Raw genomic sequence first — 23463 nt, 5'->3', positions numbered from 1 at the left:
TTTCAGACGGCATTTTCCGCCCAATGCCGTCTGAAACGCCAAAGCCGTATCGGTTTTTGCGAATCTGCGATATGGCGGTTTAAATTGAAATCAGAACGGGGCAAGGCTGTACCGGTTTAAAATTAAACCGCTATAATACCGCCCTTCGAATACACGACCGCATTGGTGATGCCCGTGAAAAAAGTTGAAAAAAACATCTTGGTGCTGCACAGCGCGGACAAAATGTTCGAGCTGGTCGACAAGGTTGAGGATTACCCGAACTTTCTACCGTGGTACAGCAAAACCGAGGTCATCGGGCGCAACGACAACGAACTGAAGGCGCGGCTGTTTATGGACTATATGCACGTTCGCCAATCATTCGCCACGCACAACCGCAACATCCCCGGCAGGGAAATCCGTATGGAACTGCTCGAAGGCCCGTTCAAAACCTTGCGTGGAACGTGGAAATTCATCGATTTGGGCGACGATATGTGCAAAATCGAATTCAATTTGGAATACGATTTTTCCAATGCCGTTTTGTCTGCCTTAATTTCCCCCGTATTCAACCACCTTTCCGCCACGCTGGTCGAGGCGTTCGTTAAAGAGGCGGATCGCCGTTATGCTTGAAATTGAGATTGTGTACGGTCTGCCCGACCGGCAGGTTTTGAAAACGATGCAGCTTGCCGAGGGAACAACCGTCCGCGCCGCCGCACTGCAAAGCGGTTTGGACGGCATATTTGAAGATTTAAACCTGCATTCCGCGCCTTTGGGCATTTTCGGCAAAGCCGTCAAAGACGATACGCCGCTGCGCGACGGCGACCGCATCGAAGTGTACCGCCCGCTGTTGATCGACCCCAAAGAAGCGCGCCGCAAACGCGTTCAAAATCAAGAAGAATAACCATGCCGTCTGAAGTCTTCAGACGGCATTCGACAGAAACACGGAAAATATCATGTCAAACACAATCAAAATGGTTGTCGGCTTGGGCAACCCGGGCAAAGAATACGAACAGACCCGCCACAATGCGGGTTTTTGGTTCCTCGACGAACTGGCTTGGAAGTGGAAGGCTTTGTTTAAAGAAGAAAAAAAATTCTTCGGCGAAGTTGCCCGCGCCACCCTGCCCGACGGCGATGTTTGGCTGCTCAAACCGGCCACGTTCATGAACCGTTCCGGACAGGCGGTTGCCGCGCTTGCACAGTTTTATAAAATCAAACCCGAAGAAATCCTCGTCGTCCACGACGAACTCGACATCCCTTGCGGACGGATCAAATTCAAACTCGGCGGCGGAAACGGCGGACACAATGGGTTGAAAGACATTCAGGCACGGCTCGGTACGGCCGACTATTACCGCCTGCGCCTCGGTATCGACCACCCGGGCGACCGCAACCTCGTCGTCGGCTATGTCCTGAACAAACCCAGTGCGGAACACCGCCAACAGATTGACGATGCCATCGCCAAATCCCTGCAGGCCATACCCGACATCATTTCCGGCAAATGGGAAGAAGCAACACGTTTCCTGCACAGCAAATGACCCTATGCCGTCTGAAGCCCCTTCAGACGGCATTCCCGCCATCAGCGAGAACCCGCACTATGTCCAAACTCAACCGGCTCATCCAAACCGAATCCGTTGCCGTCATTGAAGAAACTTTAAATTTCCTGCTGTACGAATGCAGCATCGACGACGCACCGTCTGCCGAAGAAGTGGCACAATGGCGCGATATGCTGGCCGCACGCGGCGGAAAATTCCTGCGCCTGTCCAAAATCTGCCAAACGTGGCTGGACGAGGAGGCAGCATGAAGCTGCCGCGCAACCGCTTTGCCCTGCTTTCGGCATTGTGGTTTGCCGGCGGCATCTATGCGCTGCTCAAACCCGCCGAAACCGCGCCGCCGCCTTTTCCGCATTTTGACAAAGTGGCGCACCTCGCCCTGTTTTTCGCACAAATCTGGCTTCTGACCAAAGCATTCAGAACCGGAAAACTTCCCATCCCCTACCGCAGCCTGATTGCGTTCGCCTTCTGTTTTGCCGTAGTCAGCGAATGCGCTCAGGCATGGTTTACCGCAACGAGAACCGGCAGTTTGGGCGATGTCCTTGCCGATATGGCGGGTACGGTTCTCGCACTCTTTGCCGCCCGCGCCGCCTGCCGCCCGGACTGAATCGGTTTATTTCTCCCAAACAGGATGAATCCCCTCGATGCATCCTGTTTTTCTCCTTACATATCAATCCCATCTCATAAACAAAACCGACAAATCGTTTACAATATATTTACACTACATCGGATTACAAATATACTCGAACCAGTTGCAGAACCGGCGGTTTCGCAGACCGTTTCGAATTGCACGACACAAAAGAAAAACCGATTTTGTTGCCTTAAAGGAGCATTCATGAACCTGCATGCAAAGGACAAAACCCAGCATCCCGAAAACGTCGAGCTGCTCAGTGCGCAGAAGCCGATTACCGACTTTAAGGGTCTGCTGACCACCATCATTTCCGCCGTCGTCTGTTTCGGCATTTACCACATCCTGCCTTACAGTCCCGATGCCAATAAAGGTATCGCGCTGCTGATTTTCGTTGCCGCGCTTTGGTTTACCGAAGCCGTCCACATTACCGTAACCGCACTGATGGTGCCGGTTCTCGCCGTCGTACTCGGTTTCCCCGACATAGACATCAAAAAGGCAATGGCCGGGTTCTCCGACCCGACGATTTACATCTTCTTCGGCGGTTTCGCACTCGCCACCGCCCTGCATATGCAGCGTCTCGACCGCAAAATCGCCGTCAGCCTGCTGCGCCTGTCGCGCGGCAATATGAAAGTGGCGGTTTTGATGTTGTTCCTCGTTACCGCCTTTCTGTCCATGTGGATCAGCAATACCGCCACCGCCGCGATGATGCTGCCTTTGGCAATGGGTATGATGAGCCACCTCGACCAGGAAAAAGAACGCAAAACCTACGTTTTCGTCCTGCTCGGCATCGCCTATTGTGCCAGTATCGGCGGCTTGGGAACAGTCGTCGGTTCGCCGCCGAACATGATTGCCGCCAAAGCCCTGAATCTTGATTTCGTCAGCTGGATGAAACTCGGTCTGCCGATGATGCTGCTGATTCTGCCGCTGATGCTGTTCTCCATGTACGTCATCCTCAAACCTAATTTGAACGAGCGCGTGGAAGTTAAAGCCGAATCGATTCCGTGGACTTTGCACCGCGTTATCGCGCTGTTGATTTTCTTGGCCGCTGCCGTCTCTTGGGTATTCAGCTCCAAAATCAAAGCCGCATTCGGTATTTCCAACCCCGATACCGTTATCGCCCTGATTGCCGCCGTTGCCGTCGTCGTCTTCGGCGTGGCGCAATGGAAGGAAGTCGCCCGCAACACCGACTGGGGCGTATTGATGCTCTTCGGCGGCGGTATCAGCTTGAGCGCGCTGCTGCAATCTTCCGGCGCATCTGAAGCACTGGGTCAACAGGTTGCTTCCACATTCTCCCATTCTCCTGCATTGCTGGTGATTTTCGTGGTTGCCGCCTTTATCATCTTCCTGACCGAGTTCACCAGTAACACGGCTTCTGCCGCCCTGCTTGTGCCCATTTTCGCCAGCATCGCCGCGCAAATGGGTCTGCCGGAACAAGTCTTGGTATTCGTCATCGGTGTCGGCGCATCTTGTGCCTTCATGTTGCCGGTTGCCACACCGCCTAACGCGATTGTGTTTGGTACAGGCTTAATCAAACAACGCGAAATGATGAATGTCGGCTTATTGCTGAACATCCTCTGCGTGGTATTGGTTGCGCTGTGGGCATACTTCTTCCTGATGTAAATCCGATTCCCTAAAACGATGCCGTCTGACATAATCCGTTCAGACGGCATTGGATTTTCCGCAAGCCTCCCAATTTTGCCTGTGATTTTCAACGAAAGGAAACCCATGATTATCCTGCACACCAACAAAGGCGACATCAAAATCGAACTCGATTTTGACAAAGCCCCCGTTACTGCTAAAAACTTCGAGCAATACGTTAAAGACGGCTTCTACGACGGCGTAATCTTCCACCGCGTTATCAAAGGCTTCATGATTCAAGGCGGCGGCATGGATGAAAACATGAACGAAAAAGAAACCCGCGATCCGATTCAAAACGAAGCGTCCAACGGTCTGCCCAACGATAAATACACCATCGCCATGGCGCGTACTTCCGATCCGCATTCCGCCAGTGCGCAATTCTTCATCAACACTGCCGACAACGCCTTCCTGAACTTCCGTTCTAAAGAGCTGTACGGCAAAACCGTCGTCCAAGACTGGGGCTATGCAGTATTCGGAAAAGTCGTTGACGGTTTTGATGTTGTCGATGCCATCGAAGGCGTATCCACCAAACGCCACGGCTACCATGATGACGTACCGAGCGAACCTGTCATCATCACTAAAGCCGAAGCCGTATAAACCGACAATCCGGAAGCAGCCTGCATCAAAGGCTGCTTTTATTTCAGACGGCATATTATTTGATGTAACCGTGCTATGCCGTCTGAAAACCGGACGCAAGCCTTCAGACGGCATACCGCTATGTTAAAATATGCCCGTTTTTCCTAAACGGACACAAAGGAAACCTTATGGCAAGCATCGCCCGCGACATCTTCAAAGCCTACGACATCCGGGGCATCGTCGGCAAAACCCTGACCGACGATGCCGCTTATCTCATCGGCAGGGCCATCGCCGCCAGAGCCGCCGAAAAAGGTATTACCCGCATCGCACTCGGTCGCGACGGCCGTTTGAGCGGCCCCGAACTGATGACACACATCCAACGCGGCCTGACCGACAGCAGCATCGACGTTCTCAACGTCGGTATGGTTGCCACCCCTATGCTCTACTTCGCAGCCATTAACGAATGCGGTGGCAGCGGCGTGATGATTACCGGCAGCCACAATCCGCCTGATTACAACGGTTTCAAAATGATGCTTGGCGGCGACACACTCGCAGGCGAAGCCATTCAAGAACTTTTAGCTATTGTTGAGAAAGACGGTTTTGTTGCTGCCGACAAACAAGGCAGCGTAACCGAAAAAGACATCTCCGGCGAATACCACAACCACATCGTCGGCCACATCAAACTCAAACGCCCCATGAAAATCGCCATCGACGCAGGCAACGGTGTCGGCGGCGCATTTGCAGGCAAACTCTACAAAGGTTTGGGCAACGAAGTGACCGAACTTTTCTGCGAAGTGGACGGCAATTTCCCTAACCACCACCCTGATCCTTCCAAACCGAAAAACCTGCAAGACCTCATCGTCGAGCTCAAAAATAGCGATGCCGAAATCGGCCTAGCGTTTGACGGCGATGCCGACCGCTTGGGCGTGGTTACCAAAGACGGCAACATCATCTACCCAGACCGCCAACTGATGCTGTTCGCGCAAGACGTGTTAAGCCGCAATCCTAAAGCCAAAGTGATTTTCGATGTCAAATCCACCCGTCTGCTTGCGCCTTGGATTAAAGAACACGGCGGCAAACCCGTCATGGAAAAAACCGGCCACAGCTTTATCAAATCCGCCATGAAAAAAACCGGCGCGCTGGTTGCCGGCGAAATGAGCGGACACATCTTCTTCAAAGAACGCTGGTTCGGCTTCGACGACGGCCTGTACGCCGGCGCGCGTCTCTTGGAAATCCTGTCTGCATTCGATAATCCGTCCGAAGTGTTGAACAAGCTGCCGCAAAGCATTTCCACTCCGGAACTCAACATCGACCTGCCGGAAGGCAGCAACGGCCACAAAGTGATTGAAGAGTTGGCTGCCCATGCCAAGTTTGAAGGTGCGACCGAAATCATCACCATCGACGGCTTGCGCGTTGAATTTCCCGACGGCTTCGGACTGATGCGTGCTTCCAATACCACGCCGATTTTGGTATTGCGTTTTGAAGCGGATACGCAAGAAGCGATTGAGCGTATTCAAAACCAGTTCAAAGCCGTCATCGAAAGCAATCCGAATCTAATCTGGCCTCTGTAAAAATAGAAAAAATGCCGTCTGAAAGTTTCAGACGGCATTTTTCATAAATGGTTAATCAAATCTTGGCAGATTGGATTTGGCTTAAAAATCTCCGCGTCCGTTCGTGTTTGGGGTGGTCGAACAACTCTTTCGGGCTGCCCTGCTCTACGATAACGCCGCCGTCCATCACGACAACGGTCGTGGCAACTTCCAGCGCGAACTTGATTTCGTGGGTAACGACGACCATCGTCCAACCTTCCCGCGCCAATTCCTTCATGGCGTTCAACACGTCTTGCACCAACTCGGGGTCAAGCGCGGAAGTGGGTTCGTCAAACAACATCAGCTCGGGCTGAATCGCCAATGCGCGGGCAATGCCGACGCGCTGCTGCTGACCGCCGGAAAGCTGGTAGGGATACAAATCCACTTTGTCGCCCAAGCCGACTTTTTCCAGCAGTTTCAGAGCCTCTTCGCGCGCTTGGGCGGCAGGCTTGCCCTGTACGGCAACCGGTCCTTCCATTACGTTTTCCAAGGCGGTTTTGTGCGGAAAGAGGTTGTATTGTTGAAACACCATGCCTGATTTGCGGCGCAGTGCCAAAATATCGTGTTTGCTTGGTTTTTTAGAAAAATCGATTTTCAGCGGTCGCTCGTTGTCGAACTCGATTTGTCCGTCTTCGGGCATTTCCAACGCGTTTAGGCAGCGCAGAAACGTCGTTTTGCCTGAGCCGGAAGGCCCGAGGATGACGACCACCTGCCCTTTGCCCACATCCAAATCGATGCCGCGCAAAATAGTGTTTTCGCCAAAGGTCTTATGGATATTGCGGATTTTAATCATAACAACTCCTTATTTGGCGACATAACGGTCGAAACGTTTTTCCAAACGTGCCTGAATCAGGAACAGAACCTTGCAGAAACACCAGTAAACCAATGCGGCTTCGATATAGACGGGCAAAAAGTCGTAAGTGCGGTTTGCCGTCTCTTGGGCAACACGGAAAAGCTCCGTTACCGTTACCACGGCGGCAAGCGAGGTGTTTTTGAACAAGCCGATAAACTCGTTGCTCAAAGGCGGCACGGCGACGCGGAATGCCTGCGGCGCAACGATGCGGCGGAAAGTCTGCATATAGGTCATGCCGATGGAGAAACCTGCTTCCCATTGGCCTTTAGGTACGGACAAAATTGCCGCGCGTATGGTTTCGGAAGCGTATGCGCCGACATTGAGCGAGAAGCCGATAATGGCGGCAGGAATCGGATCGATATAGATGCCGACGGACGGCAGCCCGTAAAACACAATCACAAGCTGCACCAACAGCGGCGTACCTCGAATGACGGAAATATAAAATTCCACCAATTTCAGCAGGATTTTCCGCATAATGCCGCCGGCGGGCATAATCCGCACCAAAGCCACGGCTACGGCAATAACCATACCGATAACGAAAGAAGCTGCCGCCAAAGGCAGAGACACCGCGAAGCCGGCTTTGACCATAGGCAAAAACGCGCTGACAATCATATCGGCGCGTGTTTCCGTCATAAACGGCAGTGAAGCAAGAAAATTATTGAACACTGATGTCTTTTCCGAAGAATTGTTCACCCAGTTTTTTCAGCGTGCCGTCGGCTTTCAGCTCGTTGATTGCCGTACTGAATTTGGCCAATGCTTCATCATTGCCTTTATTGACAATCAAGCCGGAGCCGACCTTTTCGTCAGCAGGGGCAGACCAAACGATTTTCACGCCCGCATTCGGGTTTTTCTTCAGATAGTCCAAAACCGCCAATTCGTCGTTCAACGTCGCATCGGCGCGTTTTTGTTCAATCAGGGTCAGCGATTGCGCCAAACCGTCCACCGGTACGAGTTCCGCGCCTGCCGCTTTGGCTTTTTCGCCATAGTTGCTGGTCAGGGATTGTGCGGTTTTCACGCCTTTGATGTCATCGATGGATTTGATGTTGCTGTCTTTGCGCGCAACCAAAACCGCACCGCTCCAGCTGTAAGGTTCGGATTTGTCGAATGTCGCTTGACGCTCAGGGCTGGTCAGGCCGACTTGGTTTGCCACCACGTCGAAACGTCCCGCCTTCAAACCCGCCATCATCGAATCCCATTGCGTTTCTTTAAACTCGACTTTCACGCCCAGTTTTTCCGCCACGGCGCGGGTTACTTCCACATCGTAACCGGTCAGTTTGCCGTCTTTGTCGTGGTAGGTAAACGGCGCGTAAGTGCCTTCCGTGCCGACGGTAACCGTGCCTTTATTGTTGATGCGTTCGATTAAAGAACCGGAAGCTGCCGATTGTGCAGGCGCGGAAGATGCTCCGCTGCCGCCTTCCGAACCGCCGCAGGCCGCCAAAACCAATGCGGCAATGCCGCCGAGTACGAATTTTTCCAACATCATCCTCTCCTGTAAAAAGTGTGCAAGTGCGGCATTCTAAGTGAAATTGCGGCAAACACAAAGAATACTTTTTTATATGGCTATTCCAAACCGGAATGGGAAAGATATGCCGAAGCCGCCGGAAGCGGAAATAAAGGCGGCGGGCGGCACGAAACCGAAAAGCGGCATCAGGTACGCAAACAGCGGATTCACGCACGCCGTCCCGGCAAAATCCGCCTGCCGATTCGGTGCTATAATCCACCCGAAACAGATGACACCAAAAAGGAACATCATGAACATCATGAACACGCCCCAATCCGCCATCATTCCCGACCACGCCCAGGCCGGCATCTTTATCGAAGCCGACTTCGCCGCCAACCGCCTCAACGATATTAAAGCCGCCTGCCGCGCTTCGCTCGACGCGTTATCCGCCTTGAAAACCCGTTTTCCGGACGATATTCTGGGTCTGACCATTGCCTTCGGCAGCAAAGCCTGGGAAACATTCGGACATACGGGCGAAGGCAGTGAAATCAAACCCTTCCCCGAAATGGGTAACGGGCTTGCGCCGTCCACGCAGCACGATATGTACATCCACATCCAATCCTTCCGCCAAAACGCCGCCTACGCGCTTGCCCAATCCGTTTTGGGCGCATTCGGCGACAGCATATGCGTCGCGTCCGAAGAACACGGTTTGCGTCTGTATCAGGATCGCGGGCTGGACGGTTTCGTCGACGGCACGGAAAACCCGCAGGGCGATGAAAAAATCCGCGAAGTCGCCATCATCCCCAAAGGAAAACCCGATGCAGGCGGCAGCTATGTCCTGCTGCAAAAATACCTGCACGATTTGAAAAAATGGGATGCCGTCCCCGTTGCCGAACAGGAAGCCGCCGTCGGACGCAGCAAGGAAACCGACGACGAATTCGGCCGAGATGTCCGCCTGCCCGATTCGCACCTCGGCCGCGTCAACCTGAAAGAAAACGGCATCGGTCTGAAAATCGTCCGCCGCAGCCTGCCCTTCGGCAAAATCAGCGGCGAACACGGTTTGATGTTTACCGCATACTGCCGCACGCTGCACAATATCGAAGCGCAATTATTGAGTATGTTCGGCGATACGGACGGCAAAACCGACCTGCTGCTCCGGCATCTCTCCGCCGCCGTTTCGGGCGGATACTACTACGCCCCGTCTGTCGAACGCCTGCAAAACCTCTAAGCCGGACGATGCCGTCTGAAACCCTTTTTCAGACGGCATTTCCCGTTTTACCGTCCAACCGTTTCCCGAGCGCGCACTATGTCCGCACCCATCCGAGTATTCGACCCGCTGACCGTCCCCATTACCGGCACCAACCTGATTGAAGCCTCTGCCGGCACCGGCAAAACCTACGGCATCGCCGCCCTGTTTACGCGCCTGATCGTATTGGAACAAAAAAGCGTCGAACGCGTATTGGTCGTTACCTTCACCAAAGCCGCCACCGCCGAGCTGAAAACACGCCTGCGCGCGCGTTTGGACGATGTGTTGCAGGTTTTGGAAAGCAAAGAAATTGCCGAACTTGGAGACGGCGCGCTTTCAGACGGCATTGCCGCCTACTGCGCCGAACACCACAAAGGCGACACCTTCCTGCCCGCACTCTTAAAACAGGCTTTGCAAAAAGAGGGCCGGACGCGCCTGATTGTCCGCCTCAAAGCCGCCATCGGGCAATTCGACAACGCCGCCATCTACACCATCCACGGCTTCTGCCAGCGCATCCTGCGCGACTACGCCTTCCTGTGCCAAGCACCGTTCGATATCGAACTGACCGAAGAAGACGGCGACCGCCTGCTTGTCCCGGCTCAAGATTTTTGGCGGGAACGCGTCAGCGGCGATCCGGTGCTTGCCGCATTGGCGTTTAAACGCAAAGCTGTGCCGCAAACCGTCCTTGCCAAAATCCGCGCCTACCTGTCCCGCCCGTACCTGAGTTTCCGCCTTCCGCAGGCGGATTTGCCGCAAGCCCGGGACGACGCTTTGGAAAGCTGGCAAAACATTTGCGGAAATCTGGCTGAATTAAAAGAAACGTTTTGGCGCATCCACCCCCTTTTAAACGGCAATTCGTATCGGAAAAACAGTTTTATCGAACTGTTCGACGCATTGGAACAAAAAGCCCTGTCGCCGGATTTGCCCTTTTTGGAGGCAAAGCTGCACGACAGGCTCTTGAAACTTGCGTCCGACAAACTCGAAGCCGGACTGAAAAAAGGTAAAACGCCCGATGCGGCAACATTTGCCGAATTGCAGAAACTGGCAGACTTCGGGCGCGATTTGGACGCACTCGAAGAAGCGGAAGAAGCAACAATAATCCGGCTGCAACTGGATTTCATCGAATATCTCAACCGCAGCCTTGCCGAGATGAAAAAATCGCGCCGCGAACGCGGTTTCGACGACCTGCTGCTCGATGTCCACACCGCGCTGACCGACAATCCGCACGCCGAAAGCCTCGCCCGCGCCGTTGCCGAAAACTGGGAAACCGCGCTAATCGACGAGTTCCAAGACACCGACCCGCTGCAATACGAAATCTTCCAAAAAATCTTCATCTCCCAAAACCGACCGCTGTTTCTGGTCGGCGACCCCAAACAGGCGATTTACAGCTTTCGCGGTGCGGACATTTACGCCTACCTTCAGGCGGCGGAAGATGCGCGGCACCGCTACACGCTCGCCACCAACTACCGCAGCCACGCCGCGCTTATCGGCAGCATAGGCGCATTGTTCCGCCTCAAAGAACGCCCGTTCGTTTTGGAAAACATCGGCTATTCGGAAGTCGGTGCGGCGCGTGCCGAAAGCAGGTTGTCCCCCGAACGTCCTGCCGTACAGGTCCGTTGGCTGCACGAAAACGACAATGAAAAAGCCAACAAAGATGTTTTGCGCCGCCGTGCCGCCGACTATTGCGCCGACGAAATCGCCCACGCGCTCAACGAAGCCGCCGGAGGCCGTCTGAATTTCAAAGGCCGTCCGTTGCAGTCGGGCGATATTGCCGTGCTGGTCCGCACGCACAACGAGGCGGTGATGGTTTCCGCCGCCCTGAAAAAACGGCAGGTGCAAAGCGTCCTGCTTTCGCGCGAATCCGTGTTCGCCTCGCCCGAAGCCGCCGCCCTTTCCGCACTCATCGGCTTCTGGCTCGAACCGCGCCGCGCCGGAACGCTGCGCTTTGTCCTGACAAGCAGCATATTCGGCTATGACGCGCAGCAATTGCACGACTTCAACCAAAACGAAAGCGAGATTTTGCATTGGGCGGAATCTGCCCGAGCCGCGCTCGACATATGGCAAAAATACGGCATTTTCGCCGCTATGCAGCAGTTTTCCCAAACACACGGCATCGAAACGCGCCTCTTAAGCCGGAACAACGGGCGCAGCCTGACCAATTATTTCCAACTGCTCGAACTGCTTGCCGCCGAAGACGCGCAAAACCGCAACCCCGCCGCGCTGCACAAATGGCTGCGCGACCAAATCAGCCTTGCCGGCAACAACGGCGGCGACAACCGCGCCATCCGTTTGGAAAGCGACGAAGATTTGGTCAAAATCGTTACCATGCACGCCTCGAAAGGTTTGCAGTATCCGCTGGTGTACTGTCCGTTTGCGTGGGACGCGCAAGATACCAGGCCGTCCGACTGGCAAATCCTCCACCAAAGCGCAAACCGAACCGAACTGTTGGCAAAGGCGCAACTGTCGGAAGACGAACAGAAGCAATACGCCGATGAAGAAATGGCAGAACGCCTGCGCCTGCTTTATGTCGCGCTGACGCGTGCCGAGGAACAGCTCAACATCTACGCCGCCTATTCTTCCGATACCGCCGACAACCCCCTCGCCTACCTGATTGAAGGCTTGCCGCAAGACAGCCGCGAAACCGTCCGCCGTGCCTATGCGTGTGAAAAAGACGGCATCGCGATGCTCAAACGCAACTGGCGGCGCGTGGCGGACAACGCCCCGGCCGGCACAAATTTCGCCTTCACAGAAAATGCGCCGCCGCCTGCCGTATATTGCGGCAATGCCGGTCAAACCGCCGAATTTGCCGCAAACAGCATTCCCGAACGCGGATTCCGATTTGTCCGCCACACCAGCTTTACCGCCTTAAGCCGCCATACCCAAACGCCCGACGGCGGGGAAGAAGATGCCTGCCCGTCCTTGGATGCCGCCGAAACCTCGGTACCGGCGATGCCGTCTGAAACGCCGACGGCTTCAGACGGCATATCGGTACACGACTTTCCGAAAGGCACTCAGGCGGGGCTGTGCCTGCACGAAATTCTTGAAGATTTCAAATTCGGACAAGCAGCCGCCGAACAGGAAACCCTCATTGCCGACAAGCTGAAAAAATACGGTTTTGAAGAAATATGGCTGCCCGCCGTTGCCGAAATGGCGGAAGCCTGCCGAAAAACGCCGCTGACGGGGACATACGGCCTGTCCGACATCCCGCCCGAGTGCCGCTGTCCCGAAATGGGCTTTACCCTCCACACCGAAGACTTCGGCCTCAAACGGCTGCGCGACTGGTTTGCCCGCGACGACATCAGGCTGCCCGAAGTCTGCCGTGCCGCCGCCGAAACGCTCGACTTCCACACCGTCAACGGCTTTTTAAACGGCTTTATCGATATGGTCTGCCAAGACCCCGACGGCAATATCTGCGTCATCGACTACAAATCAAACTACCTCGGTACGGACGCATCCGCCTACACGCGGCAGGCGATGGACGAAGCCGTCGCGCACCACCACTATTACCTTCAGGCACTGATTTACGCCGTTGCCGCCGCGCGCTACTTCAAACTGCGCGGACAACCGCCCGCCGCCGTTTCCGTCCGCTACCTGTTTTTGCGCGGATTGGATGGCAAAGGCGGCGGCGTTTGGCGTTGGGACATAGATGCCGCCGCTTTGGAACAGATAAAATAACTTCCCGTCCCTTAAGACGACAACCGCAGGAGAACCCTATGAATATCAAACACCTGATTACCGCCGCACTCATTGCCTCAGCCGCCTTTGCCGCACAGGCAGCCCCGCAAAAACCCGTATCCGCCGCCCAAACCGCGCAACATTCAGCCGTTTGGATTGATGTCCGCAGCGAACAGGAATTTAGCGAAGGGCATTTGCACAACGCGGTCAATATCCCCGTCGACCAAATCGTCCGCCGCATACACGAAGCCGCTCCCGACAAAGACACGCCGGTCAACCTCTACTGCCGCAGCGGACGGCGTGCCGAAGCCGCCCTTCAAGAGCTGAAAAAAGCAGGTTATACAAAAGTTGTCAATCACGGCGGTTATGAAGACCTGCTCAAAAAAGGGATGAAATGACGCAATGCCGTCTGAAAAGACAGGCTTTCAGACGGCATACGGCGTTCCGGCACGCGGCACGGCATCACAGGCGCGGCGCGTGCCGCCCCGTCCGAAGCCTGACAAACAAACCGATAAGGAAATACGATGAAACACATACTCCCCCTGATTGCCGCATCCGCACTCTGCATTTCAACCGCTTCGGCACACCCTGCCGTCAAACCGCCCACCCAAAACGAAACCGCTATGACCACGCATACCCTCACCTCGAAATACAGTTTTGACGAAACCGTCAGCCGCCTTGAAACCGCCATAAAAAGCAAAGGGATGGACATTTTTGCCGTCATCGACCATCAGGAAGCCGCCCGCCAAAACGGCTTAACGATGCAGCCGGCAAAAGTCATCGTCTTCGGCACGCCCAAAGCCGGTACGCCGCTGATGGTCAAAGACCCCGCCTTCGCCCTGCAACTGCCCCTGCGCGTCCTCGTTACCGAAACGGACGGCAAAGTACGCGCCGCCTATACCGATACGCGCGCCCTCATCGCCGGCAGCCGCATCGGTTTTGACGAAGTGGCAAACACTTTGGCAAACGCCGAAAAACTGATACAAAAAACCGTAGGCGAATAAGCCCGTCGCCGACATATGGCGGATGGAAATCAAATGCACACGCCCCTCATTCCCGCGAAGTCGGGAATCCAAGCGGTTGGGTTGCCGTGATTTCCAATCATTGCCGAAACGGACGATTCCGGATTCCCGCCTTCACAGGGATGATAGGCGTGTGCGTTTTTGCCACATCACAGGCAACTTTGCCGCAAATCTTATCTGTCGCCGGTATGCCTTCTTGTTTCAATCCGCCACAAACCAAATGCCGTCTGAAACCTGATTTCAGACGGCATTTCCGTTTATTCCCTGCTGTCGCGGCAAATATCGATGGCTTCCTGCAAACTCGAAACGCCGTGGATTTTCAGCTTGGGAAACTCTTTGGCATTGCGCGGCATATTGGCTTTGGGGACGATGGCGCGTTTGAAGCCGAGCTTTTCCGCCTCTTTGAGCCGCTCTTGTCCGCGTGCGACGGGGCGGACTTCGCCGCTTAAGCCGATTTCGCCGAAGACCACAGTTTTTTCGGGCATAGGGCGGTTGCGGAAGCTGGAAAGCATCGCGAGGATGACCGCCAAATCCGCCGCCGGTTCGCCGATTTTCACGCCGCCGACGGCGTTTAAAAACACATCCTGATCGAAACAGGCAATGCCGCCGTGTCGGTTTAACACAGCAAGCAGCATCGCAAGGCGGTTTTGTTCCAGTCCGACGGTGAGGCGTTTGGGTGTAAAGCCGTGCGCGTCATCGACCAACGCCTGAATTTCGACCAAAAGCGGGCGGCTGCCTTCCTGTGTAACCAAAACACACGAGCCGGGCGTATCGTCGCGGTAGCTGGCGAGGAAGATGGCGGACGGGTTGGACACGCCTTTCAAACCGTTTTCGGTCATGGCGAATACGCCCAATTCGTTTGCCGCGCCGAAGCGGTTTTTGATGGCGCGTATCATGCGGTAGTTGGAATGTTGGTCGCCCTCGAAATACAACACGGTATCGACCATATGCTCCAGCACGCGCGGGCCGGCAATCGCGCCGTCTTTGGTTACGTGTCCGACCAGTATCATGGCGATGCCCATTTGTTTCGCCATACGCGTCAGTTGGGCGGAGCATTCGCGCACCTGCGATACGGAACCGGGGGCGGAAGTGATTTGGTCGGAATACATGGTTTGGATGGAATCGATAACCACGACTTCGGGCTGATGCTGTTTCAAGGCCGTCTGAATGGCTTCCATGCGGATTTCGGCAAGCAGGTTCACACCTTCTGTGGGCAGTTCCAAACGCTGCGCGCGCAGGGCGACTTGTTGGGCGGATTCTTCGCCGGAAACGTATAGCACTTTACGGCTTTGCGCCATTTTGGCGATGGTTTGCAGCAGCAGCGTGGATTTGCCGATGCCGGGATCGCCGCCGAGCAGGATGACCGCACCATCGACCAAACCGCCGCCCAATACGCGGTCGAGTTCGCCCATGCCGGTCGGATTGCGCGGCACTTCGGTCGCAGTAACGGCGGAGAGGGATTGGACGGTCGAAGTGTCCGCCGCCCAAGATTGGAAACGGGCGTTTTTCGGCTCGGGCGCGGCCAGGCTTTCCTGAAGCGTGTTCCACTCGCCGCAATGCGGGCATTTGCCCTGCCATTTCGGGGAAGTGCCGCCGCATTCGGTACATTGGTAAAGGGTTTTAAGCGTTTTTGCCATCGGTTTTCCCTGCATCTGAAAACAAAAATGCCGTCTGAAAATAGGGACGGTTGGGATTGCGCCAATGCGGCAACACCGCCGCCGTCATGTACTATCCATACACGGCGGATATTGCCGCATTGCCTTATTTTTACCCTAACCGGCCATCTCTCGGCTTCAGACGGCATATCGGGCAGTTTCCTGTCGGCTTACCCGCCGTGATACTGCCACGACAGCTCGTGTACGGTGTCGACTAAGATTTTGGCGTGTTCGGGGTCGGCGTGTTGGTTGATGCCGTGTCCGAGGTTGAAGACATGGCCGCTGCCGTGTCCGTAGTCGGCAAGGATGCGTGCGGCTTCGGTGCGGATGGATTCGGGCGTACCGAAGAGGGCGGACGGGTCGAAGTTGCCTTGCAGGGCGACTTGGTTGCCGACGCGGCGGCGTGCTTCGCCTATGTTGCACGCCCAGTCCAAGCCCAATGCGTCTGCGCCGATTTCTGCCATGCTTTCCAGCCACAGCCCGCCGCCTTTGGCAAATACGATGACGGGAACGCGTCTGCCTTCACTTTCGCGTTTCAATCCGGCAACGATTTGGCGGATGTATTTGAGGCTGAATTCTTTAAACGCCGCATCGCTCAAGACGCCGCCCCAAGTGTCGAAAATCTGCACAGCCTGCGCGCCCGCGTCGATTTGGGCATTGAGGTAGGCGGCAACCGCTTGGGCGTTGGTATCGAGGATTTTGTGCAGCAAATCGGGGCGCGAATACATCATGGTTTTGATGGTGCGGAATTCTTTGCTGCCGCCGCCTTCGACCATGTAGCAGGCGAGCGTGAACGGGCTGCCAGAGAAGCCGATAAGCGGTACGCGTCCGTCCAGTGCTTTACGGATGGAAGTTACCGCGTCAAAGACGTATTGCAGTTTTTCCATATCGGGGACGTGCAGCTTGGCGATGTCGGCTTCGTGTTGCAAGGCGCGTTCGAATTTCGGGCCTTCGCCTTCGGCAAAATACAGTCCCAAGCCCATTGCGTCTGGGACGGTCAGGATGTCGGAGAACAAAATCGCCGCGTCCAAATCGAAGCGGTCTAAAGGTTGGATGGTAACTTCGGTCGCCAATTCGGTGTTTTTGCACAAATCGAGGAAGCTGCCCGCTTTCGCGCGTGTGGCTTTGTATTCGGGCAGATAACGCCCCGCCTGACGCATCATCCAAATCGGGGTGTATTCGACGGGCTGTTTGAGCAGGGCGCGGAGGAAAGTGTCGTTTTTTAAAGAGGTCATGTGGGGCTTTCGGTTTGTTTGTAAAACGGAGAAGGAAAACAGTTTTCAGACAACCTTTGCGGCGGTTTCCGCAATGAAAGGTCGTCTGAAAGGGGGGGGAGCGGACACATTTGCCTAGGTAATCATCAGTAGATGATTAAACGGCAGCAGGTTTTCAGGGGGTTTCAATGGTGCGTTTATCTTCGATATGGATAACTTTGGGTTCTTCAGCATCACAATCGCGATGAGAGCGCCCTTCGATACCGATTTTGAAATCTTCATCCAATCCTTCTTCTTTTAGGATTAGCGTAAAAATTTCGGGATGATGGCATGAAACGGCATATCCATCGCCACTATCTAAAGTGATAATGCCAAAATCTGCAGATGGTGTTCCTATTTGAACCTTGCCCCATTTGCTTAACATCTCTTTAGCTTGTTTCGCCAAATCTTTTTCCGGTTCAAGTAAAATGACGCAAGTCCCATTTTCAAAGAGCACCCAAGATTTTTCGTTTCCATTAATGCTCTTTTTCCAAACATCAATTAACTTTTGGCGATAAGCAGGCGTTCCAATTTCAAATATTTCTTTCTTTTCCTTAAAGGAATCTGAAGACCCCATCAAATTCTCCCAGATAAAGATATTTCCCAAAATCAGCTATGCTGCTCTAACGCTGCGTGACGTTCGTCATCGGAGACGGCTTCCAAAACCAATTTGCGCTGTGCTTCGGCTTTTTGCGGCTGTTCGGTTTCGTCAAAGACTTTCGCCAACACCAGACGCGCCGAAACGCTCGGTTGCAGGGCAATACTGGCTTCCAAATAACCTTTCGCCTTGCCCCACAGCCGACGGCCGTAGGCAAGCCGGCCGAGATACATCAGCAGAAGCGCGTTGTCGGGCTGTTCTTTCAGCCAAGAATCGGCAAAATCGATGGCTTTCTGCTGTTCGCGCTCACCCAAAAAGCGCACGCTTTCGACAAAGGCTTCCAAAAGCTCGGGGCAGCGGTTGTGCGGATAATGCTGTTTGACCCATTTGACTGCATCGGCATACAGTCCCAAACGTTCGTACTTTTCCGCAACCGATATGCTCAATTCCCCGTTTTTGAGGCTGTCGGGAATCCGTTTCAGGCAGGTTTTCAAAGCGGCGGCATCGGCAGCATCCGCCAGCTGGCGGCGGTATGCCCAATTTTGATACCGTTCCATTTCCGATTTGCCCAACGCACCCGCCTTGGAAAGTTTTTCGGTTTTTGCCAGAACCTGCAACGCGTCGCCCCTGTCGAAAGCGTAACGAAGTTGCAGACGCACGAGGCGCGTAAGGTTGGCATTCATCTTCGCCGCCGCATGAAGATTGGCTTCCGCCGCTTCGTAATCGCGCCGGTTCAGTGCCGATTCCGCCAGCAGCAGGTAGCGGGAAAGCTGCTGTTTTTCAGGCAGTTTGGCGATTTCCGCAAGATAACGGTCGCGCAGCTCGATGTTTTCCATCTGTCCGGCGGCGTGCGCGCCCAGCATCAATGCCAAAGTACGGTTGTCTCCGGCTTCTTTGTTGCCCAACACGCGCGAGGCTTCAAGTTCCGCCTTTTCAAAACGCCCTTCAAAATACGCTAAACCCGCCTTGTTCAAAGCAAGCGCGGCCTTGCGGCCTTTACGCACCGAACCGAAACGCTGCATCTTTTCGGGAATATTGAGTACGCCGATGATGAATTTAAACAGGAAATACCACACCACGACGGCAATCAGCAGCCCCAGCACAAAGGCGTGCAGGTTGATTCTGAGCATGGTCTGTCCGAGTACGATATACACGTCGCCGGTGTAAATACCTGAAGCAAGCGCCAGTCCGACGGCGGCGGCAAACAGGACGACAATCCAGACTACCGTTTTCATGCGCGTTCTCCTTTAGCGGACGGCGAACGCCCTGCCTTTTCCGGTACGGGCTGTTTTTTTGCAGGCTGTTCCGGTTTGCGTTCCGAAGGCAGGGACGGTGCTTCTATGGTCTTCACATCCGATGCGGCAGCCGGTTCGGAAGCTGTTTTTTCGTTTGCCGGTTCGGAAGCCGCCTGTTCCGCTTCTTGATTTTCCGCCGCCATCATGCGCGTACCGTCGCGATAGGCGCGGACGGCATTTAGGCTGTTTTTCAAACCGTCATCCGCCGTCATGCGCACATCCAACGCCTTCAATTCCGCCAGTTCTTTCAGCCACGACTGCGTGGCGGGCGACTTGGCATCGAAATACTGTCTGACGGCGGCTTCGGCATTGTTCAAATCGCCTTGATAAACTTCGCTGTTGCGCTGCATCAATGCGGTGCGCGCATCCAACAGGCGGAGGTGCAGGTTTTCGCGTACAAAATATGCCTGTTCCGGTGAAATCAGCATGGCATCGTTGTTTTCCAAACGGCGGATTTCGACCAGCCCTTTCAATGTGCCGAGGGATTTTTCCCATACGTTCTGCCACCATGAAGCGGAAACGGCTTCGTTCTTCACCTGTACGCCCGGTTTCAGCACGCCGTCGAGCATCAGCGGCAGTCCGGATACGGCGGTTTCCAGCCTGTCGAGGCGCAATGCCGTGCCGGAAATATCGACATAGGGACGGTTTTTCAGTTCTGCCAAATCGCTGCTGACTGCCTGTTTGATCGGCAGAAGCTCTGCCTGATCGAAACGGGACAGGCGGCTGTTGATATGCTCCAATACGCCGACTGCCGTTTGGATATTGCCGGTCAACACCAGCTGTTGCGCCGCCAGATTGAGTATGGTCTCGGTTTCGTCCACCAGCCAATCGGCACGCCCTTTGGTCAGCTCGCGATAGGCTTTTTGCGTCATCAGAATTTGTTCGCCGTTGGCTTTGACACCGCTGTCCAAACGGTCGAGTTCGGACTGTATGGCACTTTGGCGGTTGAGGTTGTCTTTGAGCAGGGCGGCGTTTTCCGACTCGCCCAAGGCGGCTTTGTCGATTTTCTGGTTGAATGCCAGCTCTTGGTTTTTCAAGACATTCTGTCCTTGGACAAACAAAAAACCACTTGTACCCAAACCCAAGGCCGCCAATACCAAGGCGCAGGTCGCCAAAGCGTTGCTGCCGGACTGTTTGACGATAAAAGGAGCGGCAGGAATGTGTACTTCTGTTTCGTTTTCTTTGCGTGGGGAAGAGGTTTCAGACGGCATTTCTTTTGATGCCTGTATCTCGCGTACGGGTTCGGATGATTTGTTTTCAGGTTCGCCCACCGTTTTGCTCCTTATTGGTTTGAGATTCCGGGAAAGACCATGCCGTCTGAAACGGAAATGGAAGAATGGGAAAGCGCGGCTTCCAGCGTAGGGACGGTTTCGACCGAACACGCGCCTTCGCGCTTCAATGCCTCCGCAATGCGCGGATGATGGGTAAAGTATAGCAAGGATTTGAAGAATCGGGAAAATTGCGGCGGAAGCTGTCCGAACAACGCGCGCACCAGCTCGGTCGACGTGATATAGGCGGCGGCAATATTTTCGGTTTGGAAATTTTGAAAGTTCAAAGGTTTATGCCGTCTGAAATAGACTTCTGCCACCTCCGTCCGAAAACCTTTCTCCTGCAAGGCATTCATCAGAAAATCCCGCCCGCCGTGTCCGCGCACAAACAATACGCGCGCACCTTCGGGCAGACTGTTCCAAACCGGCAGGCGCAAAACCGCCTCGCTGTCGTTGCCGTCTTCAGGTGCAAACACGCCCGCTCCCGCATAACGCGCCAAGGCACGGCGGCTGCCCTGCCCTACGGAAATCTGGGCTTTTATGCCGTCTGAAAAGTCCAAGTACTGCGCGGCGGTTTCAACGGCGGTCGGACTGACCCAAAACACGGCATCCGCACGGGCATACATTTCCGGCAGCCGTTTCAGGCTTGCTTCGTTGGTTTCGATTTCAATCGGACTCAACACTTCCGCCTGCCATCCGGCACGACGGCAGGTTTCCACATCATCCTTCGCCCTGACGGACGGGCGGACAATCAGCATGACGGGTTTCACTGTTTCCATCGCCTTATCCGCCCCGATTACCAAGAAAAGTCGTCATCATTGAAATTTGCCTGCGCGGTTTTCGGCGTACAGCCGACCCGTGCGATTTCCTTACCGCCGCCCTCCACGATGACGCCGCTGCTTTCCGTATGTTCTACGGGATCAAAGCCCGTCCATACGGTATAGATAAATTCGCCGTTTTGGAATTTCATCGTTGCCCAGCGTCCGCTGCCTATGCCTTGCCACCTGTCGGAACGCCCCAACAGGTCAGCTTTGCCGTTGCGTATGGCAATTTCTTTTTTTGCCGCACTGCCGAACGAATATTCGTAAAGATTGCGGTTGATTTTTTGAACTTCTATATATTTGTTGTTGTCCGTTTTACAGGAAAACACCGTATCCGCCCACACGGTTTGGGTCGCAGCCGACAGAAGCAATACGGCAGAAAGGAACATTTTTTTCATCGTATTTCCTTAATGGTTGAAACCCCGCCATTTGGACATCCGCCCTTCGTGGCAGCAGTATCAGATTTTATTTGAGAGGGGTTTAACCCCCTCCAAATTAGGGCAACACATAGGGCAACGCTTTATGTATCGTCCTGTGTGTTGAAACATCATTGCCCGTATCCTGAAATAGAAAAGAAAATGCCCGTTTTACGGTCTTCTTTCCGACAAAATGCCGTCTGAAACGGATTTCAGACGGCATGGTCGAAAATTATTGCGCGGCAAGCGGCTTGAGCAGGAAGGTTTCGCCGCTTTGCACGACATTTTCCAGCAAATCGATATTGGGATGCTTGCCGGGGTGGGCGCGCGCGTCGGCAACGTGTTCGGCAAACCATATCAAACCCTGTTCTGCCGCTTCTTTGTCCAATTTTCCGTCAAAACGTTCCGCCAAAGCATTGTATAGCTTGAGCGAACCGAGCTTGCCCTGAACGGCGGGAATATGGTGAACCGTTTTGCCGTCGGCATCCTGAACGTCCAAACCGCCCAGATGGTCGATTGAAGGAAATGTGGCGAGATAGTCTTGAAAATTCATATCAAATCCGAAAATCAGTCAGTTAGCGCGTGCCGAAAATCTTGTCGCCCGCATCGCCCAAGCCGGGGATGATGTAGCCGTTCTCGTTCAAGTGGCTGTCGAGCGCGGCGGTGTAAATCGTAACGTCGGGGTGCGCGTCGTTGACCGCCTTCACACCCTCGGGAGCGGCAACCAGCACCAGTGCCTTGATATTTTTGCAGCCCTTGGCTTTCAAAAGGTCGATGGTGGCAACCATCGAACCGCCCGTCGCCAGCATCGGGTCGATAATCAGGGCAGGACGTTCGTCCATGCTGTCCACGAATTTCTCGAAGTAGGAAACGGGTTTCAGCGTTTCCTCGTCGCGCTGCAAACCGACCACGCTGATTTTGGCAGTCGGAATCAGGTCGAGTACGCCGTCGAGCATACCCAAACCTGCACGCAGGATGGGAACGACGGTCAATGTTTTACCCTTGATGCGGTCTCCTTCAATCTGACCGCACCATCCGTCGATAAGGTATTTTTCGATTTCAAAATCACGGCTTGCCTCGTATGCCATCAGACGCGCCAACTCGGTGGTCAGCGTACGGAATTTGTAGGTGCTGCAATCCGCCTCCCTCATCAGGGTCAGTTTGTGGCGGACGAGCGGATGGTTGATAACGTTAACGTTCATCGCGGTGTTCCAGTGTGATTTTGAGACGCGCCATTATACTTTTTTTTGATTTTCCGGAAAAGAAAATGCCGTCTGAAACACGTTCAGACGGCATTGCCGAATCCATCAGGCTTTCAGCAGCTCTTGCAGCTCGCCTGCCTCATACATTTCCATCAGGATGTCCGAACCGCCGACAAACTCGCCGTTCACATAAAGCTGGGGGATGGTTGGCCAGTCGCTGTATTCCTTAATGCCTTGGCGTACTTCGGGATTTTCCAATACGTTGACGGTAACGTAATCGGTGCAGCCTGCCGCGTTCAGGATTTGCACGGCGCGGGAAGAGAAACCGCATTGCGGAAACTGTTTCGTACCTTTCATAAACAATACGACGCGGTGCGTCGTTACTACTTCTTTGATTTGGTCGTGGATGGAAGCCATCGCTTATTCCTTTTGATAAAGTTGACAAAATTTGTCAGGTAGGGCGCATTATACGCAAAAGCGGAAACTTCCCACAATATTTGCCGTATATCGCGCAGTATCAATGTTGTGAACGGAAATATTCCCACTCCTCGACAATCCTGCTGTCCGGCAAATGGCACAGGGCATATCCGCCGCCGCTTTCGTCTTTTTTTTGCTTCCCGTCCGCCGCCTTTGGCAATGCAGAATTTGGAAGCGGAATTTGCCATACCGACTGCCTCATGCCTGTCCGAAACGTGTTGGCAGGCAGTCAGCAGCGCGGACATGCATACGGATGAATTGCCTTCATGGTTTTCCTTATCGTC

The 23463-nt window shown here is 54.3% G+C and carries 26 protein-coding genes and 1 pseudogene; 13 read left to right on the top strand and 14 right to left on the bottom strand.

Annotated features, from left to right (window positions below):
- Positions 1 to 174 precede the first annotated feature (174 nt).
- The 8 genes from Q9J79_RS00635 to Q9J79_RS00600 all read left to right on the top strand — a co-directional run bounded on the left by Q9J79_RS00635 (position 175) and on the right by Q9J79_RS00600 (position 5939).
- Positions 175 to 606 (top strand): type II toxin-antitoxin system RatA family toxin, encoded by a 432-nt coding sequence (locus Q9J79_RS00635; RefSeq protein ID WP_301673749.1) that lies wholly within the window; start codon positions 175 to 177, stop codon positions 604 to 606.
- Positions 599 to 877 carry an RnfH family protein gene (locus Q9J79_RS00630; RefSeq protein ID WP_002217575.1) on the top strand — a complete coding sequence of 93 codons (279 nt, stop codon included), beginning with the start codon at positions 599 to 601 and terminating at the stop codon, positions 875 to 877. The genes Q9J79_RS00635 and Q9J79_RS00630 overlap by 8 nt, the downstream gene beginning before the upstream one ends.
- A gap of 52 nt (positions 878 to 929) precedes the next feature.
- Positions 930 to 1508 (top strand): aminoacyl-tRNA hydrolase, encoded by a 579-nt coding sequence (gene pth / locus Q9J79_RS00625; protein ID WP_301673596.1) that lies wholly within the window; start codon positions 930 to 932, stop codon positions 1506 to 1508.
- Positions 1509 to 1567: 59 nt separating this feature from the next.
- Positions 1568 to 1774 carry a dioxygenase gene (locus Q9J79_RS00620; protein ID WP_301673595.1) on the top strand — a complete coding sequence of 69 codons (207 nt, stop codon included), beginning with the start codon at positions 1568 to 1570 and terminating at the stop codon, positions 1772 to 1774.
- Complete coding sequence (locus Q9J79_RS00615; RefSeq protein WP_301673594.1) at positions 1771 to 2130, top strand: VanZ family protein; 360 nt, start codon at positions 1771 to 1773, stop codon at positions 2128 to 2130. Before Q9J79_RS00620 ends, Q9J79_RS00615 begins: the two co-directional genes overlap by 4 nt.
- A gap of 228 nt (positions 2131 to 2358) precedes the next feature.
- The gene (locus Q9J79_RS00610; protein WP_304717615.1) at positions 2359 to 3774 is read left to right on the top strand and encodes an SLC13 family permease; all 1416 of its coding nucleotides are present in this window, start codon (positions 2359 to 2361) and stop codon (positions 3772 to 3774) included.
- A 105-nt stretch (positions 3775 to 3879) separates the two neighbouring features.
- The gene (locus Q9J79_RS00605; protein ID WP_304717614.1) at positions 3880 to 4389 is read left to right on the top strand and encodes a peptidylprolyl isomerase; all 510 of its coding nucleotides are present in this window, start codon (positions 3880 to 3882) and stop codon (positions 4387 to 4389) included.
- A gap of 167 nt (positions 4390 to 4556) precedes the next feature.
- On the top strand, positions 4557 to 5939 hold the full coding sequence (locus tag Q9J79_RS00600; RefSeq protein WP_304717613.1) for a phosphomannomutase/phosphoglucomutase: 1383 nt from the start codon (positions 4557 to 4559) through the stop codon (positions 5937 to 5939).
- Between the two features lie 55 nt (positions 5940 to 5994).
- Here the strand turns inward: Q9J79_RS00600 and Q9J79_RS00595 are convergent, their stop codons facing one another.
- The 3 genes from Q9J79_RS00595 to Q9J79_RS00585 are packed head-to-tail and all read right to left on the bottom strand — an operon-like array spanning position 5995 to position 8293.
- A complete protein-coding gene (locus Q9J79_RS00595; protein ID WP_304717612.1) occupies positions 5995 to 6750 on the bottom strand; it encodes an amino acid ABC transporter ATP-binding protein in 756 nt (251 codons plus the stop codon).
- Positions 6751 to 6759: 9 nt separating this feature from the next.
- Entirely contained in the window at positions 6760 to 7476 is a 717-nt protein-coding gene (locus tag Q9J79_RS00590; protein WP_301911511.1) for an amino acid ABC transporter permease, read from the bottom strand.
- Positions 7466 to 8293 carry an amino acid ABC transporter substrate-binding protein gene (locus Q9J79_RS00585; protein WP_301911512.1) on the bottom strand — a complete coding sequence of 276 codons (828 nt, stop codon included), beginning with the start codon at positions 8291 to 8293 and terminating at the stop codon, positions 7466 to 7468. Before Q9J79_RS00585 ends, Q9J79_RS00590 begins: the two co-directional genes overlap by 11 nt.
- 277 nt (positions 8294 to 8570) lie before the next feature.
- On the opposite strand from Q9J79_RS00585, the gene Q9J79_RS00580 reads away from it, so the two are divergent.
- From Q9J79_RS00580 to Q9J79_RS00560, 5 genes are all read left to right on the top strand, one after another.
- Positions 8571 to 9479 carry a Dyp-type peroxidase gene (locus Q9J79_RS00580; protein WP_301673748.1) on the top strand — a complete coding sequence of 303 codons (909 nt, stop codon included), beginning with the start codon at positions 8571 to 8573 and terminating at the stop codon, positions 9477 to 9479.
- Between the two features lie 78 nt (positions 9480 to 9557).
- Positions 9558 to 13172, top strand: coding sequence for an exodeoxyribonuclease V subunit beta (gene recB / locus Q9J79_RS00575; protein ID WP_301911513.1), 3615 nt, complete (start codon positions 9558 to 9560; stop codon positions 13170 to 13172).
- A 38-nt stretch (positions 13173 to 13210) separates the two neighbouring features.
- Positions 13211 to 13570: a rhodanese-like domain-containing protein gene (locus tag Q9J79_RS00570; RefSeq protein WP_301911514.1), complete on the top strand. Its 360-nt coding sequence runs from the start codon at positions 13211 to 13213 to the stop codon at positions 13568 to 13570.
- Positions 13571 to 13574: 4 nt separating this feature from the next.
- Positions 13575 to 13700, top strand: coding sequence for a hypothetical protein (locus tag Q9J79_RS00565; RefSeq protein ID WP_301911516.1), 126 nt, complete (start codon positions 13575 to 13577; stop codon positions 13698 to 13700).
- Positions 13697 to 14176, top strand: a complete 480-nt coding sequence (locus tag Q9J79_RS00560) for a DUF302 domain-containing protein (RefSeq protein ID WP_301911517.1) — start codon at positions 13697 to 13699, stop codon at positions 14174 to 14176. The genes Q9J79_RS00565 and Q9J79_RS00560 overlap by 4 nt, the downstream gene beginning before the upstream one ends.
- 275 nt (positions 14177 to 14451) lie before the next feature.
- On the opposite strand, the gene radA is transcribed toward Q9J79_RS00560, so the two are convergent.
- The 11 genes and pseudogenes from radA to Q9J79_RS00505 form a co-directional block, all read right to left on the bottom strand.
- Entirely contained in the window at positions 14452 to 15831 is a 1380-nt protein-coding gene (gene radA / locus Q9J79_RS00555; protein WP_301911518.1) for a DNA repair protein RadA, read from the bottom strand.
- A 188-nt stretch (positions 15832 to 16019) separates the two neighbouring features.
- Positions 16020 to 17084, bottom strand: a complete 1065-nt coding sequence (gene hemE / locus Q9J79_RS00550; protein ID WP_301911519.1) for a uroporphyrinogen decarboxylase — start codon at positions 17082 to 17084, stop codon at positions 16020 to 16022.
- 154 nt (positions 17085 to 17238) lie between these two features.
- The gene (locus tag Q9J79_RS00545) at positions 17239 to 17679 is read right to left on the bottom strand and encodes a hypothetical protein (protein WP_002222725.1); all 441 of its coding nucleotides are present in this window, start codon (positions 17677 to 17679) and stop codon (positions 17239 to 17241) included.
- Positions 17680 to 17711: 32 nt separating this feature from the next.
- A complete protein-coding gene (locus Q9J79_RS00540) occupies positions 17712 to 18935 on the bottom strand; it encodes a heme biosynthesis protein HemY (protein WP_301911520.1) in 1224 nt (407 codons plus the stop codon).
- Positions 18932 to 20266, bottom strand: a complete 1335-nt coding sequence (locus Q9J79_RS00535) for a uroporphyrinogen-III C-methyltransferase (protein ID WP_301911521.1) — start codon at positions 20264 to 20266, stop codon at positions 18932 to 18934. The genes Q9J79_RS00540 and Q9J79_RS00535 overlap by 4 nt, the downstream gene beginning before the upstream one ends.
- A gap of 11 nt (positions 20267 to 20277) precedes the next feature.
- Positions 20278 to 21042: a uroporphyrinogen-III synthase gene (locus Q9J79_RS00530; protein ID WP_301911522.1), complete on the bottom strand. Its 765-nt coding sequence runs from the start codon at positions 21040 to 21042 to the stop codon at positions 20278 to 20280.
- 17 nt (positions 21043 to 21059) lie between these two features.
- Positions 21060 to 21482 (bottom strand): protein Gly1ORF1, encoded by a 423-nt coding sequence (locus Q9J79_RS00525; RefSeq protein WP_301911523.1) that lies wholly within the window; start codon positions 21480 to 21482, stop codon positions 21060 to 21062.
- A 250-nt stretch (positions 21483 to 21732) separates the two neighbouring features.
- Positions 21733 to 22053 carry a DUF2322 family protein gene (locus Q9J79_RS00520; protein WP_301911524.1) on the bottom strand — a complete coding sequence of 107 codons (321 nt, stop codon included), beginning with the start codon at positions 22051 to 22053 and terminating at the stop codon, positions 21733 to 21735.
- 22 nt (positions 22054 to 22075) lie between these two features.
- Positions 22076 to 22702 carry a uracil phosphoribosyltransferase gene (upp, locus tag Q9J79_RS00515; protein ID WP_002219530.1) on the bottom strand — a complete coding sequence of 209 codons (627 nt, stop codon included), beginning with the start codon at positions 22700 to 22702 and terminating at the stop codon, positions 22076 to 22078.
- Between the two features lie 105 nt (positions 22703 to 22807).
- Complete coding sequence (grxD, locus tag Q9J79_RS00510; protein WP_002214004.1) at positions 22808 to 23119, bottom strand: Grx4 family monothiol glutaredoxin; 312 nt, start codon at positions 23117 to 23119, stop codon at positions 22808 to 22810.
- Positions 23120 to 23219: 100 nt separating this feature from the next.
- Positions 23220 to 23408, bottom strand: a pseudogene (locus Q9J79_RS00505) (putative hemolysin).
- Positions 23409 to 23463 lie beyond the last annotated feature (55 nt).

Source organism: Neisseria viridiae, from assembly GCF_962747995.1.
Lineage (GTDB): Bacteria > Pseudomonadota > Gammaproteobacteria > Burkholderiales > Neisseriaceae > Neisseria > Neisseria viridiae.
Note: the sequence above shows the minus strand (reverse complement) of the source record. Positions and strands in the feature narration are given on the sequence as shown.